A 16,660-nucleotide genomic window follows, 5' to 3' on the forward strand; every position below is an offset into this window, starting at 1 on the left:
ATTGAAACGTTTTTTACGCTTTTTATCGATGATTTCCTTCGCGAAAATAGCGCCATCAACCCTCGCTTTCGCTTTTCAGCGAAAAGGACACGAACATGCTCGAACTCAGGCCCTTCGCCACCTTGGGTGCCGCCAACCACGGCTGGCTGGATGCCCACCACCATTTTTCGTTCGCCGAGTACTACGACCCGCAACGCATGCATTGGGGCAATCTGCGCGTCTGGAACGATGACGTCATTTCCCCCGGCAGTGGTTTTCCTCAACATCCGCACCGGGACATGGAAATCATCACCTATGTTCGCGAAGGCGCCATCAGTCATCAGGACAACCTGGGCAACAAGGGCCGTACGGAGGCTGGCGACGTACAGGTCATGAGCGCGGGCACCGGGATTGCCCACAGCGAGTACAACCTGGAATCGACGGCCACGCGCATTTTCCAGATATGGATCATTCCCAACGAAGAAGGCCTGGCACCGTCATGGGGCGCCAAACCGTTTCCCAAGGACTCGCGCGAAGGTTTCGTGACCCTGGCCAGTGGCAAGGCCGGCGATGACCAGAGCCTGCGTATTCGCGCCAACGCGCGGTTGGTAGCGGCCAACCTCAAGGCGGGTGAAAATGCGGAGTATCGGCTGGACGCCGGGCGACGAGCTTATCTTGTGCCAGCCACAGGACTAATAGAAATCAATGGGTTACGCGCACAAGCTCGAGACGGTGTTGCGATCGAAGCTGAACAGGTATTGCGAGTGACCGCGATCGAAGACAGCGAAATCGTGCTCGTAGACCTGGCTTGACCCCTGCGCCACTAGCAGCACTGCGCCTCTTGCTCTTGTGGCGAGGGAGCTTGCTCCCGCTGGGCCGGTCCGACGCCTCGGGCGCAGCGGGCCCGCTTTTTTGGCGGTCGCTGCGCAACCGAGCGGGAGCAAGCTCCCTCGCCACACGTTCACATCACAGGCATCACTTGCACAGGCATTACTTGCTAGTGATAGCCCCATCCACCAACGTTTGCGCCTCAGCCACCAACTGCTTGAGGTGCGCATCGCCAATGAAGCTTTCAGCGTAGATCTTGTAGATATCTTCAGTACCGGACGGACGCGCCGCGAACCAGCCGTTTTCGGTCATGACCTTCAGGCCGCCGATGGCCTGGTCATTGCCCGGCGCATGGCTGAGGATGCTCTGGATCTTCTCCCCTGCCAGTTCGGTAGACGTTACCTGATCCGGCGACAGCTTGCTCAACAGCGCCTTCTGCTGCGGGTTGGCCTTGGCATCGACGCGTACCGAGAACGGTTCGCCCAGCGCGTCGGTCAAGGCGCGGTAGGCCTGGCTCGGATCGCGACCGGTGCGGGCCGTCATCTCCGCCGCCAGCAACGCCGGAATCAGGCCATCCTTGTCGGTACTCCAGACGCCGCCATCCTTGCGCAGGAACGAAGCACCGGCACTTTCTTCACCGCCAAAGCCCAGGGAGCCATCGAACAGGCCATCGGCAAACCATTTGAAGCCCACCGGCACTTCATAGAGACGGCGCCCCAGGCGCTTGGCGACGCGATCGATCAGGCCGCTGCTGACCACCGTCTTGCCCACGCCAGCATCGGCGCGCCATTGCGGGCGATTCTGGAACAAATAGTCGATCGACACTGCCAGGTAATTGTTCGGCGCCAACAGGCCGCCGGACGGCGTCACGATGCCATGGCGGTCATGGTCCGGGTCGCAGGCGAAGGCCACGTCGAAACGCTCCTTCAGGCCAATCAACCCTTGCATGGCATGGCTGGAGGATGGGTCCATGCGGATCTGCCCGTCCCAGTCGACGGTCATGAAACGAAAGGTGGAATCCACGTGGGTATTCACCACCTCAAGGTCCAGGCGGTAATGCTCGGCAATGGCTGGCCAGTAGCGCACGCCCGCGCCACCCAACGGGTCGACACCCAGGTGCAGCCCGGCGGTGCGGATGGCATCGAAATCGATGACATTGATCAGGTCCGCCACGTAAGTGTTGACGTAGTCATGGCGGTGGGTGGTATCGGCCTTCAGGGCCTGCTCGTAACTGACGCGCTTGACGCCGGCGAGTTGGTTGGCCAGCAGTTCGTTGGCCTTGGCTTCGATCCACTTGGTGATGTGGGTATCGGCCGGGCCACCGTTAGTAGGGTTGTACTTGTAGCCACCGCTTTGCGGCGGGTTGTGGGACGGCGTGATGACGATACCGTCCGCCAGGCCCGCCGAGCGGCCACGGTTGTAGCAAAGAATGGCGTGGGAAACCGCTGGCGTCGGGGTGTATTCATCCCCCTCGGCGATCATGACGGTCACACCGTTGGCCGCGAACACTTCCAATGCGCTGGCGCCCGCCGGGGTCGACAGCGCGTGAGTGTCGATACCGACGAACAACGGTCCGTTGATACCCTGGGCTTCGCGGTACAGGCAGATCGCCTGGCTGATTGCCAATACGTGCCACTCGTTGAAGCCCAGGTCAAAGGAGCTGCCGCGGTGGCCGGAGGTGCCGAACGCCACGCGCTGGGTTGCAACCGAGGCATCGGGTCGGCCGGTGTAGTAGGCCGTCACCAGTCGCGGGATATCGATCAACAACTCTGCCGGTGCCGGCTTGCCCGCAAATGGACTGACTGTCATGCAAAACCTCTGAGTGGAATGGCTCGGGAAATAGGGTGCAGTTTACTGACAGTTCGACCATGGCGCGACGGGTTCGATCCATCGCCGCCGATTACGATTGCTCGAGCCTCAGGGCGTCGGTCAACGCGCAGAGTGCCGCGTCCAGGTCCTGTGGCCCATTGAGCGTATGGGTCAGGCGCATATGTTGCCCATACAGGCCATGAAGGCTGAACAGTTCTCCGGGCGCGATGACGATTCGCTGGGCCAGGAGCCGACGAAACACCCGCCGCAAGTCGACCCTTCGCGTCGAGCGCATCCAGATCGTCGCGCCACCTTGGGGTTCCACCCATTGCACGCTATCCCCCAGCCGCTCGCGCAGCAGTTGTGTGGTCGAAACCGCGCTTTCGCGCAGCAGGCGCCGCAACACCAGCAAATGCTGGTCAATCCGACCGTTGCTGTACAGCCGGGCGATGGCTTTCTGGCGAATCGGCGACAGGCGAAACGCACGTAGCAGGAAATGTCGCTGTAGTTGCAGGGTCAACTGGCGCGACAACACGTAGCCGTACGGCGCCTCTGGGCCGATGGTCTTCTCGAACGTGGAATAGACGATCAGCCGATCCGGGTCGAGCAAGTCCCGAAAAGGCGTCGCCCCGGCCTCGAACGCCAAGTCTGTATGACTGTCGTTCTCCAGCACCCACGTGCCGTACCGTTCCAGCAACTGCGCGATGGCACGACGGTTTTCCTCGGGAACGAACGACCCCGTTGGCATGTTCAGGACCGACGACAACATCACCAGGCGTACCGTTTCGCTTTCCAACAGTTGTTCCAACTGCTCGATATCGATTTCCCCGCCGGCCAGCAGTGGCAACTCGATGAGGTTGATGTCAGCGGCCTGGAGCAGGCGCAACACGACCCAGTCACAAGGCGATTCGATCAGCACGGTGGCGCCCCGAAGTGCCAGTACGCCAATCAGGATCTCCAGGACACCCCGCAGGTCGGCACCGATGTAGACGTCATCGGCATTCCAACAACGGGCCGGCGAAGACGTGTAGCGGGCCGCCAGCGCGGTGCGCAGTTCCAGCTCGCCCCAGGGTTGCGAAGGCATCTGCGAGGAGCGTGGATACTGGCGCAGCAGCTCGCGCTCGAGCAACAACATCGGACTGTCCAATGGCTGCATCGACGCCGGCTCATCCGCGCTGAGCACCAGCATGCCTGGCCGTCGGGCGTTGACATACAAGGTTTCGAGTAGATCGCCGCCGCCGTCCAGGGTAGTCGTGCTGGGCGCCGGCATTGCGTAATAACCGGATTTGGCGATCGAATAGACCCGCCCTTCCTTCTCCAGCAATGAATACGCGTACTGAATAGTGGATATCGACACATTCAGACGCTCGGCCAATTGCCGCAACGAGGGCAGGCGCACCCGCGCATCGACCTCCATTTCGTTGATCAGCGTGGTCAGGTAGCGATAAACCGCCTGGTAGGCGAAGTCTGTCTCCCGGCAACCTTTCATCGGATCAGGCCAGGAGAGCGGATTGCAGCCGGCCAGGTCGCAACGCCGGGCATCATGATCGGGCGGGAGGTAGACGAGTCAATCAAACCGCGTTCCTCAGTGCCTTGCCGAGTGTTCGTGCGGCTCATCGGCGGCCTGCCCGGCTTCTGCCGTGTCGATGTCGTCGAGGGCCTGTTGCAGATCGCCGCCCGGAACCGTTTCCGGTTGGTCCGACGATGCCACGCTCGCTTGGTACAGTTTGCCAAGGACACCGACGGGCAGGCCACTGACGTCGACCATCCATTGGGCGATCTGATCGGCAACGGGCGCGCCCTGCATGGCCTTGTGCAGGTCCGGCAGTGCCACCAGCATGCCAGGGTGGCAACAACGCAGGAAATGTTCCAGGCCCGCGCCCTGCCCCACGAACGGGGCGAACAGCATGCACACCAGTTGCGTTTCACTGAGCCCGAGGATTTTCTGCGCTTCGAGGGCGGCGTAGGCGCGGCGTTCGGGAACCGACGAAGGTGAGCCAAACAGCGCCCGAGCCTGCTCGCAGGCATGTTCCGGCAACTGCTTGCGATGCATGATCATGATCGCCCGCTGCACGTAGTCGCTGTACCCCGTTTCGTAGCTGCGCCCCTGCACGTAGCAGGCCTGCAGCCCATGCAGATGAGCCGACAGCAGCGGGCTGAGGTATTCGTTTTCGATCGCCGAGGGCATGAGGTGGTCGGTCCGTACTCGCAGGAATTCGTTGAACAGCGGCCAATTGGTACCTTCCTGGCGATCGACGATCAGGTCGTCGATGCCAATGTGGCTCATCCGTCGACAGGCCTCGTAATGCCCCTCGGGTTTCCATGCGCCGAGGCGCTCGGGACCGTAGAAATGTTCGTAGAGATCGTTGTTCAAGGTATCGAGGTGCGCAAAGAGACTGTCGAAACAGCCAATGTTGTCGATCGGCAGGCCGATCTTGCGGGCCGCGCGGCGCAGGCCTGAAATAAACAGTTTTTGCTGGCGCGGTGTATCGCTGCTGACCATCGAATCCACGCCAGGCTCCCAGCGGGCCATGTGCCGATAGAACTCGGTCATCGCCAGGTAGCCTTCCCCCCCGATTTCAAGGGGGCTGTCGACCGAGCGAAGGTGCCCCAACGCCAGCAGATCCATGCGATTGGCCTCGTGCCCCGCCACCGACAAGGGCTGCCGGTGGTTGAACGGCAACACCTCGCGGTTATCCGCCATCAGCAATTCGACCCGGGGATCGTCATAGACAAACAGCGCGCTGTAGCAGCGATGGATGTTCTCCAGCGTCGCCTGGGTGGTCTCGCTCAAGCGCGGCGTGGCGACGCGCAAAGCGAAGGTCACCGGATGCCGGCCCGCGATGCTGAGCTGCGCGGCTCGCAAAGCGGTCAGCACGTAAAAGCCCTCCCGGCTTCCGTTCTGGACCGTCAACACCCGATAATCACCAATCCGGTCAATGCCTCCGGCGGCGACAATCAATCGTTGGATCAAAAGCTGCAACGCAGTCCGTTCGGCCCGCGAATAAAAACCCAACAAGCGTTGCAGTATCTGTTGATACACGTGAGTCATTGCCTGCTCATGAATTGCACTCATAGCTATTTACCTGAAATTCAACTATCGGCGCCGCACCCGCACCAACGTGACCGCGCGACGTGTTGATCTGAATGGATCGTTCTAGTACTCAAAGAGTATTAGCAATACGCTCAAGCAGTGCTTGCCGTAATTATTTGATACATACGCAGAGAGCCACCCGACACTCCTTGGTTCCCCCGCCGCGGACCGCGTAAATACGGGGCCTCGCCAAGCCAGGGGCACGTCCTAGGAGATTTCCGACAACGTCCCACAGATAATGAGTACGCGAAATAAGGAACTTGCCGAACTTGAATAGACCCTCTACCCCGCCTCGTTTTCCAAAGGCTTGATAGATAGCCCCGCTCCAATAAACGCTCGTTGCACCTTGAATGTGCCTTGAAGGATGAAGGCCTTCGAAAAAGTTATACCGCACCACGACTTCTTCCTTGATATGGAAATCAAGCGTTCAATTATCAGGACTTAAATAACGATTAGAAGATACAGATTGGGGGCAAAAACCAGTTCAGATGTTGACCTGCCGGCCGTTTCGATCCTGGACGAACCGGGACAGGCCACTGATGGGTGCTGCAAGACACGTACACACCGCCGCCAGCCAGCGGATGCAGGGGGGAGAAAGGAAGGACGGGGATCAAGCCGAAGGCAGCGCAAGAGCCCGGGCGATGACTCTTGCGCAAGACAGGTATCAGGCGGGGTCGACGACCTGAAGGGCAACGCGCTCGCGGCAAGGGCATTCGCCCATGTACCGGTGAGCTTCGACAAACTCGGAGAACGGGAAGACCCGCGTCTTGAGGGGCAACAGCACGCGATCGGCGGTCAGTTGATTGATATCACGCAATGCGCGTTGCAACGCCACCTGGTCCTGGAGGATGCCCAGTTCCGGTTTGCCGGTGAAATTGCCGATGCAGTGCACGAAGAACTGAATGTTCTTCTGGAACGCCGCGCAGGCCGGGAACGGTGTCTGGTTGCCACCCTGCAAGCCGTACAACACCAGGCTGCCACGGGGTGCCAGCACATCGCCCAACAGCGACATCTGCGGCCCGCCAAGGCCATCGAACACGACATCGACGCCACGATTGTCGGTGAGCTTGTTGATTTGCATCAGCAAGTCCTGCTCTTCGGTGACGATGACTTTCTCGGCACCCAGCGACAGCAGGTATTCACGTTCGTCCGCCGTCTTGGTCGCCGCAATCACCCGCACCCCCAGGGCCTTGCCCAGTTGGACAAAGGACGGGCCGGCACAATGGCTGGCATCGGTGACCAGGGCGAATTGCCCCGGCTTGACCCGCGCCAGGTCCATGTAGGCGAAATAGGCGATCAGCAGCGGCGTGTAATGCACGGCGGCTTCGATCGGGCTGAGCACGTCGGGATAACGGGTCAGAGCGGTGCGCGGCAGCACGATCACTTCGCCGTACACCGGATAATCATTCGGGCTCTCGGCCGGGAAACTGGCGACCTTATCGCCCACGGCCAAGTCATCGATGCCGTCGCCGACGGCCGTGACCACGCCGGCCATCTCATGGCCCAGGCCTGAAGGCAGGCGTGCCTGGGACGACGCCAGGTTCTGGCGCCACAAGGTGTCATACCAACTGATGCCGATCGCTTCGACGCGGACCTGCACTTCTCCTGGCGCAGGAAGAGCCGCCGCATGCTCTTCGCATTTGAGCACCTCGGCACCACCAAACTTGTGAAAACGGATCGTGCGGGACATCGCAAACCTCGTCAAAGTAACCTCTAATGCCATGAACTCTATCCGGGCTTTGTAGCCAAGACCATCAGTGGCTATTAATAGTCGACATGCCTGTCATTGATTCCGCAGCAAGAAAACCGAACCAGTCCTGTAAGACTTATCCCTAAGAAAATGCATTTACCCGATGCAGAGTACCAGCCTTTCCCCGTAAGATTCATGCCGGCCATTGTTCCCATATGGCCGCCGACGTCAAGCTTGCTGAACCTGCCAGGACCCCAGATGAATCGTAATGACCTGCGGCGTGTCGACCTGAACCTGTTGATCGTGTTCGAAACACTGATGCATGAACGCAGCGTGACCCGCGCGGCCGAGAAGCTGTTTCTCGGCCAGCCGGCCATCAGCGCAGCGCTGTCGCGCCTGCGCAGCCTGTTCGATGACCCGCTGTTCGTGCGCACCGGCCGCAGCATGGAGCCTTCGGCCCGGGCGGTCGAGATCTTCGCCCTGCTCTCCCCAGCCCTGGATTCGATTTCCACGGCGGTGAGCCGCGCTGCGGAGTTCGACCCGGCCACCAGCACCTCGGTGTTTCGCATCGGCCTGTCGGACGACGCCGAATTCGCCCTGCTGCCGATGCTGCTCAAGCGCCTGCGGGCCGAAGCGCCAGGCATTGTGCTGGTGGTGCGCCGGGTCAACTACATCCTGATGCCAGGCTTGCTGGCATCCGGTGAAATTTCCATCGGCGTCAGCTACACCGACGACCTGCCGGCCAACGCCAAGCGCAAGGTCTTGCGGCGCAGCATGCCCAAAGTGCTGCGGGCCGACACCGCACCGGGGCGACTGACCCTGGACGAATTCTGCGCCCGCCCCCACGCCCTGGTCTCCTTCGCAGGGGACTTGAGCGGTTTCATTGATGAGGAATTGGCGAAACTCGACCGCAAGCGCCATGTCGTGTTGGCCGTGCCGCAGTTCAACGGCTTGAGCACGCTGCTGTCGGGCACCGACATCATCGCCACCGTGCCCGACTACACCGCCGACGCACTGACCGCCGCCGGTGGCGTACGCGCCGAAGACCCGCCCATACCAGTACGCAGCTTCGAACTGCACATGGCCTGGCGCGGGTCCCAGGACAACGATCCGGGGGAGCGCTGGTTGCGGTCGCGGATTCAGATGTTTTTCGGCGACCCTGAGAGTCTTTAGGTTTCGTCGGGCAGGCTGTTTAGCTGCTCATTTATGCCTTTTCATAGACCATGGAGATCCATTCACTTCCAGTGGATTTCTACATTGGGGGCATCTGAGGGCATGCTTTGGATGGTTAAAAAGGTTGCCCGGCAACACCCACGTCTTCGGCGGCACAGGGCCCTAAGTGCTTAAAGCACACGGCAGCATCGATCATGAGAGTCGCCCGCTCCTCCCGATCTTCAACGGCGACCGCTGCCCGCATGACCGCGGTGTAACCGAGCTACGTTCTGATCGATGCGGCCTTGGATCGTGCGCAAGGTGTCTCGAGTAATAACCTGTGGGTATAGGTTTTCGGCGATGCTTGCAAACCGGCTCGCCACATCGCAAATGCCGTCAATCATTCTGCCGGCAACGTCCGGGGGGACCTCGGCTTCCTCGGCAAGCCGAAGCATTTGCGTGCGAGAAATCGACAGCGCTTCCCCCATCACATCCATCTGGTGATATCCACTCGGCCCCTCGCAGAAGGTCACGTCGTAAGCCGGCGACAATCTCCACTGGCCGTCTTGCGACATGATGTAGGCAAAGTTTTTGGGATGATCGTCTCGGTTGTTGAACGCAACATTGAAGACGGCACGTTCGAAGGCCACCGCCATCTCTCGCACGTCGTTAGTACACATCTGTGTTGCCCGCAAGAAGTTGACGTAGTCCAACACCCCCGGAGACCGGTAATTTGCCCCCGTAAAGGCCGCGAGGCTTTGCATGGGTACGCGCAGACCATCCCGACGGTCAAATCGCTTACTGGCAAACGCAGCCAACCCATTAGGCAGACTGAAGTACTGCGTCTCAGGGGTCTTGATGCCGCACATGCGCAGGCACTCGGCGTAGACCATTTCGATAGCACACACCTCGGCATGCTCTTCTTTCGCCGGGAACTTGACCATCCAAGCTTCAAAGCCCGCCGTAACGGCAGTGGTAAAACGGCCAGTTTCTGGATCGCGATAGACGAGGGCCTTAGGCCTTGCACCTTGAGGCGAGCCACCCACCAGCAGCAACGTCTGCAGGAACTCGCCACCGTCTCCATGGAGCACTTCCTGCACTTCGGCGGCAAGCTGCTCCAGGGGGATATGGACTTCAGACTCCTGCCCTTCTGGTGCCACGGGCTCAAACGTCATGGCCCCCATTGCATTGCAACCGATGTAGGCCAGCCGCTCCAGTGAGCCGATGCGCGCCGTGGTGAGCCCGCGCCGCCTGAACATACGGTCCATCAGCAACATGCCCCACCCATCGGGCAAGGAGTCGTAAACAGGCCCTGGCAAGTACAGTTGGTGGTCTGGAAAATCTTGGCGCAACTGAGCCCCCTCCAACGGGAGCGTGTAGGAGGACAGTTCCAAGCCCCTTTGCCTGGCTTCATTGCTGTACTGGAATACGATCAGCGGGCGACCGGTCAGGGCAGTCGTGGAGACGAGCGTGCCCCATTGCCATCGCTCACCCCAGCCCTCGTAGAAGACGTTCACCTCCTCAAGCATTGCCGGACTTCCTCTTTGTACGAAGACGATTGGCGCTGTTTTCGTAGCGCCGAATATCCTCGATGCTGTCCAGCTTTGGCAGGAACAGGCCTTCAAGTTCCTTGGTTCGACCAAGAGCCATCGCCACACGAACGACGTTCTCGAATCCGACATTGCGCCCTGCTTCAAGGTTGGACACTGTGTTTGTGCCGATGCCGGCACGTCCGGCCAAGTCGGCCTGTGTCATGTCCAGCGCCAAGCGCTCTGTACGCAAGCGATCGCAGAGGCGCTTGACGACCTCGCTCGGCTTGCTGAAGCTTAAATCCAACATAGTGTGCACCAAGACCATTCTGTGCCAGTTAACCCCCAAAATTATAGAATTAACGCCCCCCCCTATCAAGGGACTTAATTCCCCAAACCTGTGTCTTATCGATTAATTTCTAGGTCCAGCCACAATTTAATGGATTTATCATCCATAAAAGCCAAAAGCAGAGAGAACTATTGGGGCAGTTAAGAACCGTATGCTTGGTGAAATCTTGCCTTCCGCCCGAGCCTGGTTAGCGTTGGGGGCAAAAATGGGGGCACGCTAAAAATTTCGCGACCTGAAACCACCGTCCTAAAGCCAGTCAAAATGTTTTCGGCGATCCCGATAGCCTGCAATAGAGTTCCAGTACATCAAAGCCCACGGCTTTCGCGCCCCCTCGCAAAACGCTGCGCACGTAGCCTCAGATTTAGAATGCAGCGCAAGGAATCAGGAGATGGGGTTCACTCGCCCAGAATGTTCTTCAACGCAGCGGTATGGCCGGCCGGGTCGTTTACGCTGGACATCACTTCGATGATGGTGATCTTCTGATCGTTCATCGTCATCAACGAAGCCATCAGTAGTTGCAGGCCGTTGAAATCGTCGGTGCCGTCCAGGCGGTGCATCTTCAAGCCGTTCACCTGAATGATTTTCTCGCTAGTCATGCGAAAGTTGGATGACGCGGCCTGCTGCTTTTCCTTCACGGTATCCACGGCAAGGCGAAACGCAGCGTCCGGGGTGGTACCCGCAGTCGGTGCCAGACCTTCGGTAACGATGATGGCCCGCTCGCTTTTCGGATCGAAGTACATCGTGCCGCCGTTCTCGCTGTTCAAGATACGGGTCTCGACGCCGTTGAGCACGAACTTCAGCTTGCCGCCTGCCAGGGACACCGATTGCGTGTCCGATGCCGCCGTAGCGGTTTGTTCAGGCGAGGCAGCAACTGCCATGGTGGCCGCGCCGCTCAAGGCAGCAAGCACGCACAAGGAACGGGTCCAGCCCAACAGCAAATGCTTCGACATTGATAGCGCCTTTGTTTTCAGGCCGTCGAATACCGACGGCCTGTCGTGCGAACAGCCTAGCTTACTTGCCTGCTCACTTGCCCAGGATTATCTGTCGACTATTTAGCCCCAGTCCCTATCAACGAACTCTCGATCTGGACGCCAGGCATCATTCGTTGCAGACCTTCGATCAGTTTGTCCCCCGCTTCCGTCAAGGCTTCAAGCGGCATCGCCGGCAAACTTTCCAGAATGAACCACATGCACTTCGCATCCGCATCGAGACGGGTCCTGACACCTTGCCGCCAGTTCCAGCGACGGCAGGTCACACCTTTGTCGTCGCGCCAGACCACTTCGCCGGCGTCTGGATATTCGACAGCAGGAGCCCCTTCTTTCAGGGTGTCGAAGGGCTCGGTGCCATCGGCGACTACCAACCGTGGGGAGCCCACATAGGCTTCGATGTTTTCCCCGCCAACAGGGATGGCGTACTCAAGACTGATGGCGTTATAGAGATCGACGATGGGATCCAGGCTGGGCAAGCTGCCGTCGCGCAACACCCGTTTACGCAACGCCTCGGCTGAACAAGGCGTGCGCTGCGGCTTGGCTCCAAACTTTCGGAATGTATCGGCCCATGCGGCCAAATGTGCTTCGCCCCAGCCTGGCCCACCCTCCCGCACTGCCTTGCAAGCCCGGTCCAGCGCGGCCTGAGCGACCTCAGGATGGGTCAGCGGCGCAGCTTGCACCACAATACTCAGAGCCCTGAATCCCGGGACCAGCTCTGCAACGGCTCGATCGATTAACGGCAGTACGGACAGCATCAAGAACCTCCAGGAATCCAAATGTCATTTCATGCTATCCAGCGCCGACCAACAAAGTCAATATAATGACCAGCATCACCCACTATAACGAATGGGTCGATTGACGGGCCTATCGGTATAGACCGAGAATCCCGGCACATTTTCTTCTCGGCATGACCCTCATCAATGACCATGAATACCAGCCTGTCGACGACCCCGGGTGCTGATGCTCAAGCCGTCAGCCTGGCCGTCGCGCGCACGCTCAAACAGGCACGCAAGGCACAGAAGATCACCTTGGATGAGCTATCCCGGCGTTCAGGGGTGAGCAAAGGAATGGTCGTCGAAATTGAAAAATGTACGGCGAACCCCAGCATTGGCATCCTGTGCAAAATCGCAGCCGCGCTGGGTTTGTCCGTTGCAGACATCGTCAATGTGACCGAAGCCCCCTCTGCCCATATCATCGACAGCCAGGACATTCCCACGCTCTGGACCGGGGACCAGGGGGGGACGGCGCGACTTCTGGCAGGAACGTCCGGCCCCAATATGATCGAGCTGTGGCGCTGGGAAATGCATCCAGGCGAGGCCTTCGCGTCACCTGGGCACCCTCAAGGCACGCTTGAACTTTTTCATGTGGAGAAAGGCACGCTCAAATGCGTGGTTGGGGAAACGGAGTTGGTCATCCCTGCGGGGAGCTCGGCAGTGGCCAAGACCGATGTTCCCCATTCCTACTCCAACGCTGGCAGATCCAAGTTGGTATTCACCATGTCCGTGACGGAGATGCATCCGTAAGTGCTCAGCGGAGCTTGCGCCATCGATACGGTGCAGACGCCTAGAGCTTATGGCTCCCCAACACCCAATACCGCTGCGGCTCCACCTTGCGCAGTCGCGCCGCCAGGAACACACCCACCAGCAACGCCGCCGGAATGATCGCGCAGAGGCCATATGACAAAGCCTTGCTCGCACCTGTCAGCACATCGAAATGCACCACCGCGATAAACAGGACCGCCAACAGGGCCACGCAAGAGAAACCAGGAAAAATCCGCCCACGCCATATTCCCAGCTTGAGTTCGGGGTGGCGCTGGGCAAAGACCCAGACCGCGGCGGAAGTCAGCGCCATCAGCAGAATCACGCACAACGTCGCCAGGTTGGACAGCCAGGCGAACAGTTGCAGGATCGGGTCGGCATCCATGGCGGCGAAAATCAGTACCACCACGGCGGAGATCAGGCTCTGCAACGCCGAGCCCATGTGCGGGCTCTGGTGGACGCGGTGGGTAGTGCCCAAGCGGCTGGGCAGCAAACCGTCACGTCCGATGGCGTAGAAGTAACGGGCCGCGGCGTTGTGGAACGCCAGCAGCCCGGCGTAGATGCTGACCATGAACAGCACGCGGATGACCTGGGTCAGGTGCGGACCGACAAAGTGGTCGGACATGCCATAGATAAACGTCGTCGGGTCCTGCAAGGCCTGGAGCGTGGACACGATCTTGTCCGCCCCAACACCGATGACCATCGACCAGACCGACAGCGCGTAGAAACCACCGATCAACAATACCGAACAATAGGTGGCAATCGGGATCGTCCGCTCCGGGTTCTTGGCTTCTTCACCGTAGATGGTGGTGGCCTCGAAGCCGATGAACGCCGCGAAGCAGAACAGCAAGCCGATGGACGGCGTACCGCTGAACACGTGACTGCGATCGAACGCGTCGAGGTTGATGCCGCTGTCGCCACCGGTCCTCAGGATCGCAAAATCCAGGAGCAGGATCGCCAGGTATTCGGCGATCACGATCACCGACAGCACCCGGGCCGACAGGTCGATCTTGCGATAGCCGAGGATCGCGATGCTCGCCATCGCCAGGAGTGAATAGGTCCACCATGGCAAATCCAGGCCAAAGACGCTGGCCATCGTGCCGCTGACCACGCCCCCGAACATGCCGTACAGGCCGACCTGGAGAATGTTGTAGGCAAACATCGCCAACACTCCCGCTGCGCCACCGGCCAAGCCACCCAAACCGCGGGAGGTGAACGCGTAGAAACCGCCGGCGTTGGTCACATGCCGGGACATGGTGGTGTAGCCCACCGAAAATGCCAGCAACACCAGCAAGGCCAGGATCAGCAACGCCGGTGTGCCGGCGCCGTTGCCCAGCATGATGCCAATGGGGAAGCCGCCGGCGATGACACTCAAGGGGCTCGCCGCCGACACCACGAAGAAGATGATGAAGCCGACACCCAAGGCCCCACGCTTGAGCTCCGTGGAGCTATTGACCGGGAGAGGTACACTCATGTTTTCTTGACCTTATTGTATGAGGCAGGCGCTGTAGGATCGGTGCTGTCAAATGCTCACCGTCACCCGATAGCGTTATTGTTCTTGTTGCACGCTGGATTCGATCCTATGCCTCTCCCTGACGCCCCATTAGCCCAAATCGGTAATCGCCGCGCTCGCCTCAAAAAAGCCTGGCGTGGGGCTAATGCCAGTTAGTTAAGTGGATACCACGGACAGACACACAAACCGTGGCGGGGGGGGGTGGGGGCCCGGGGGGGGGGGGGGGGCCCCCACAAAACGGGCCGAGGGGCCCCCCCCGGGGCGACCCCCCCCGCCCACAAACACAAACCGTGGCGCGGGCGCTTGCTCCCGCGGGGCTGCGTAGCAGCCCCAGAAACAGGGACGCTTCGCGACCCAGCGGGAGCAAGCTCCCTCGCCACAGGGTTATTGCCCGCCTTTGTTTCGCTTAACTGACAGACATGAGGGCGTGTGGCCCCTCTCACTTCACTGCTGGGCAATACGCGCCGTCAGTTGCGACGCCGCGCCGGTGACCAAGTCGCACAGGTAGTCCTGCTGAAACGCTCGGAACCGCTCGCTGCGCCCCACCAGGGTCATGCTCCCGAGGACTCGGCGTTTTTCGTCGAAGATCGGTGCCGCGACGCCACTGCGTCCCGGGTGCAGCTCGCTTTCGCTGATGCAATAGCCCTGTTTGCGGATGGCGAGCAGCCCTTTGGTGAACGGCTTCCACTCCAGTTCCTGATGCAGCACTTGCGCGGGATTGGCGTGGAAGTCGTAGATGCGGCGAATCTGGCGCGGCAGCAAATAGGCCAATACGACCCGAGCGGTCGCGCTGTGAAAAAGATCGATCGGCCGTCCCCGGTCGCCCCCCTCCGGGCCGGCGTCGGAGCCCCGCTGGATCAGCACATTGACCACCGAGTCACCATGCCATTCACTGACCAGCGCATCCAGGCCGGTGTCGGCCACCAGTTTGTCGACCAGGCCCCGGCTGCAGGCCAGCAATGGATCGTAGTGGGTCATCTGATGCTCCAGCGTGACGATACGTGGGCCGAGCGCATAGCCCCGCGGTAATCGCTTCAAGAAACCCGCGTCGCCGAGTTCGCGCAGATAACGATAGGCGGTGGCAGGCGTGTATCCGAGCTCCCGGCAAATGACGTCCACATCGATGACCGGCCGCTCAGGGCGAAACAAGTCGAAGACCCTGAGCAGGCGGCGAAGGCTATTCATCTTTTCTACGTCCTTGTGCAGGCCAATGCTCAAGCAAGCGCACAACCGCCGATGGCAGCGCGCGTGGTCTGGGAGGGCAACTCCGCGAACAGCGCCTGGTACTCGGCCGCAAAATGGCTGAGGTGAAAGAAGCCCCACTGGGCCGCGGCATCGCCAATGGAGAGATGCGCCGCTGGGGTGGACATCAAGGTTCGGCGCACGCCGTTGAGCCTTACGGAGCGCAGGTAATTGACCGGCGTCGTCTCGGTCACCGAACGGAAGCTGTTCTGCACGGTACGGCGACTCACCTGGAGTCGCTGGCACAACTCATCCACGCTGGGCACGTTGTTCGATTGCGCGGTCGCCAGGCGGTGACATTTTTCGACAATGTAACTGCGCGTGGAGCTGGGCGCGCGCTGGTGCTTGTCGCAGGCGGGGTCGGTCATCAACTGGAGCAATTCGTCGAGCATGGTCTGCTCCAGTGCCATTTCCCGGTCTTGTGCGTTGTCGAGTTCTTCGCTCAAGAGCGCCTGGGAGAACGCCGCCAGCATTCGACGGCGAGCCTCGGCGTAGCGTTGGGTGGAAAGCCTGATCACCGGCTGGCGTAGCAACTGAGCGATTTCCTTGGCCGACGCGGTTTGCGCCAACGCTTGCTCGAACAACTCACGCTCGAAGGTGATCGCCAGCAGCTCCATGCCCATCGGCATGTGGAACATGAATTCCTCGCCACCATGAAGAAAGAACAGGCTGCTGTCGTCCACTTCCCGCCCCTGCATCCGGATCGTACCCGGGACGGTGATCGGTACGGCGAAGCACATCTTGCCCCGAGGAGCCACGCCGTGCTGCACGACACGCTGGTTGATCTGCTCGCGAAAGACGTGGCAACGCGGCGTCGTCAACTGGATCAGTGAGCTCTCAGCCGAACCAGCGGTCAGCTGATTGTAGTCCTGGCTCCACTCCTGGACGGTGGCGGCGTGGACATGGATGTCGTGGAAGTGGCTGATGTTCAGGTTTTTCATGATGACG

General features: G+C 60.2%; 14 protein-coding genes. 3 read left to right on the forward strand and 11 right to left on the reverse strand.

The features are described from left to right. Positions 1-95 precede the first annotated feature (95 nt). On the forward strand, positions 96-791 hold the full coding sequence (locus ACIPQ1_RS07205; protein WP_446533851.1) for a pirin family protein: 696 nt from the start codon (positions 96-98) through the stop codon (positions 789-791). Positions 792-969: 178 nt separating this feature from the next. Here the strand turns inward: ACIPQ1_RS07205 and pgm are convergent, their stop codons facing one another. From pgm to ACIPQ1_RS07225, 4 genes are all read right to left on the reverse strand, one after another. Further along, entirely contained in the window at positions 970-2,616 is a 1,647-nt protein-coding gene (pgm, locus tag ACIPQ1_RS07210; RefSeq protein WP_446533852.1) for a phosphoglucomutase (alpha-D-glucose-1,6-bisphosphate-dependent), read from the reverse strand. A 91-nt stretch (positions 2,617-2,707) separates the two neighbouring features. Next, positions 2,708-4,105 carry an aminotransferase-like domain-containing protein gene (locus tag ACIPQ1_RS07215; protein WP_446533853.1) on the reverse strand — a complete coding sequence of 466 codons (1,398 nt, stop codon included), beginning with the start codon at positions 4,103-4,105 and terminating at the stop codon, positions 2,708-2,710. A gap of 96 nt (positions 4,106-4,201) precedes the next feature. Further along, complete coding sequence (locus ACIPQ1_RS07220; RefSeq protein ID WP_446533854.1) at positions 4,202-5,692, reverse strand: hypothetical protein; 1,491 nt, start codon at positions 5,690-5,692, stop codon at positions 4,202-4,204. Positions 5,693-6,374: 682 nt separating this feature from the next. Beyond that, positions 6,375-7,400 (reverse strand): zinc-dependent alcohol dehydrogenase family protein, encoded by a 1,026-nt coding sequence (locus ACIPQ1_RS07225; RefSeq protein WP_053119386.1) that lies wholly within the window; start codon positions 7,398-7,400, stop codon positions 6,375-6,377. A gap of 258 nt (positions 7,401-7,658) precedes the next feature. Between ACIPQ1_RS07225 and ACIPQ1_RS07230 the strand changes: the two genes are divergently transcribed. Continuing rightward, positions 7,659-8,573, forward strand: coding sequence for a LysR family transcriptional regulator (locus ACIPQ1_RS07230; protein WP_014338228.1), 915 nt, complete (start codon positions 7,659-7,661; stop codon positions 8,571-8,573). Between the two features lie 221 nt (positions 8,574-8,794). Here ACIPQ1_RS07230 and ACIPQ1_RS07235 read toward each other — a convergent pair whose 3' ends face one another. The 4 genes from ACIPQ1_RS07235 to ACIPQ1_RS07250 form a co-directional block, all read right to left on the reverse strand. Then, positions 8,795-10,081, reverse strand: a complete 1,287-nt coding sequence (locus tag ACIPQ1_RS07235; protein ID WP_250965285.1) for a type II toxin-antitoxin system HipA family toxin — start codon at positions 10,079-10,081, stop codon at positions 8,795-8,797. Beyond that, positions 10,074-10,391: a helix-turn-helix domain-containing protein gene (locus tag ACIPQ1_RS07240; RefSeq protein ID WP_008053646.1), complete on the reverse strand. Its 318-nt coding sequence runs from the start codon at positions 10,389-10,391 to the stop codon at positions 10,074-10,076. The genes ACIPQ1_RS07235 and ACIPQ1_RS07240 overlap by 8 nt, the downstream gene beginning before the upstream one ends. 434 nt (positions 10,392-10,825) lie before the next feature. Continuing rightward, positions 10,826-11,380: a hypothetical protein gene (locus ACIPQ1_RS07245; protein WP_250965286.1), complete on the reverse strand. Its 555-nt coding sequence runs from the start codon at positions 11,378-11,380 to the stop codon at positions 10,826-10,828. Positions 11,381-11,478: 98 nt separating this feature from the next. Continuing rightward, the gene (locus ACIPQ1_RS07250; RefSeq protein WP_446533855.1) at positions 11,479-12,174 is read right to left on the reverse strand and encodes a B3/B4 domain-containing protein; all 696 of its coding nucleotides are present in this window, start codon (positions 12,172-12,174) and stop codon (positions 11,479-11,481) included. Positions 12,175-12,339: 165 nt separating this feature from the next. Here ACIPQ1_RS07250 and ACIPQ1_RS07255 point away from each other — a divergent pair, with 165 nt between their 5' ends. After that, on the forward strand, positions 12,340-12,942 hold the full coding sequence (locus ACIPQ1_RS07255) for a helix-turn-helix domain-containing protein (protein WP_250965288.1): 603 nt from the start codon (positions 12,340-12,342) through the stop codon (positions 12,940-12,942). A gap of 40 nt (positions 12,943-12,982) precedes the next feature. Here the strand turns inward: ACIPQ1_RS07255 and ACIPQ1_RS07260 are convergent, their stop codons facing one another. The 3 genes from ACIPQ1_RS07260 to ACIPQ1_RS07270 all read right to left on the reverse strand — a co-directional run bounded on the left by ACIPQ1_RS07260 (position 12,983) and on the right by ACIPQ1_RS07270 (position 16,653). Continuing rightward, positions 12,983-14,431, reverse strand: a complete 1,449-nt coding sequence (locus ACIPQ1_RS07260) for an APC family permease (RefSeq protein WP_446533856.1) — start codon at positions 14,429-14,431, stop codon at positions 12,983-12,985. A 483-nt stretch (positions 14,432-14,914) separates the two neighbouring features. Next, positions 14,915-15,655, reverse strand: a complete 741-nt coding sequence (locus ACIPQ1_RS07265; RefSeq protein WP_250965290.1) for an IclR family transcriptional regulator — start codon at positions 15,653-15,655, stop codon at positions 14,915-14,917. 29 nt (positions 15,656-15,684) lie between these two features. Further along, a complete protein-coding gene (locus tag ACIPQ1_RS07270; protein ID WP_250965291.1) occupies positions 15,685-16,653 on the reverse strand; it encodes a helix-turn-helix domain-containing protein in 969 nt (322 codons plus the stop codon). Between the last annotated feature and the right edge of the window lie 7 nt (positions 16,654-16,660).

The sequence above is a fragment of the Pseudomonas sp. LARHCG127 genome (genome assembly GCF_052871455.1).

What these genes read in the sequence shown, in the direction of transcription:
- ACIPQ1_RS07205 (WP_446533851.1), top strand. Translation starts at nt 96, where the DNA reads ATGCTCGAACTCAGGCCCTTCGCCACCTTGGGTGCCGCCAACCACGGC.
- pgm (WP_446533852.1), bottom strand. Translation starts at nt 2,616, where the DNA reads ATGACAGTCAGTCCATTTGCGGGCAAGCCGGCACCGGCAGAGTTGTTG.
- ACIPQ1_RS07215 (WP_446533853.1), bottom strand. Translation starts at nt 4,105, where the DNA reads ATGAAAGGTTGCCGGGAGACAGACTTCGCCTACCAGGCGGTTTATCGC.
- ACIPQ1_RS07220 (WP_446533854.1), bottom strand. Translation starts at nt 5,692, where the DNA reads ATGAGTGCAATTCATGAGCAGGCAATGACTCACGTGTATCAACAGATA.
- ACIPQ1_RS07225 (WP_053119386.1), bottom strand. Translation starts at nt 7,400, where the DNA reads ATGTCCCGCACGATCCGTTTTCACAAGTTTGGTGGTGCCGAGGTGCTC.
- ACIPQ1_RS07230 (WP_014338228.1), top strand. Translation starts at nt 7,659, where the DNA reads ATGAATCGTAATGACCTGCGGCGTGTCGACCTGAACCTGTTGATCGTG.
- ACIPQ1_RS07235 (WP_250965285.1), bottom strand. Translation starts at nt 10,081, where the DNA reads ATGCTTGAGGAGGTGAACGTCTTCTACGAGGGCTGGGGTGAGCGATGG.
- ACIPQ1_RS07240 (WP_008053646.1), bottom strand. Translation starts at nt 10,391, where the DNA reads ATGTTGGATTTAAGCTTCAGCAAGCCGAGCGAGGTCGTCAAGCGCCTC.
- ACIPQ1_RS07245 (WP_250965286.1), bottom strand. Translation starts at nt 11,380, where the DNA reads ATGTCGAAGCATTTGCTGTTGGGCTGGACCCGTTCCTTGTGCGTGCTT.
- ACIPQ1_RS07250 (WP_446533855.1), bottom strand. Translation starts at nt 12,174, where the DNA reads ATGCTGTCCGTACTGCCGTTAATCGATCGAGCCGTTGCAGAGCTGGTC.
- ACIPQ1_RS07255 (WP_250965288.1), top strand. Translation starts at nt 12,340, where the DNA reads ATGACCATGAATACCAGCCTGTCGACGACCCCGGGTGCTGATGCTCAA.
- ACIPQ1_RS07260 (WP_446533856.1), bottom strand. Translation starts at nt 14,431, where the DNA reads ATGAGTGTACCTCTCCCGGTCAATAGCTCCACGGAGCTCAAGCGTGGG.
- ACIPQ1_RS07265 (WP_250965290.1), bottom strand. Translation starts at nt 15,655, where the DNA reads ATGAATAGCCTTCGCCGCCTGCTCAGGGTCTTCGACTTGTTTCGCCCT.
- ACIPQ1_RS07270 (WP_250965291.1), bottom strand. Translation starts at nt 16,653, where the DNA reads ATGAAAAACCTGAACATCAGCCACTTCCACGACATCCATGTCCACGCC.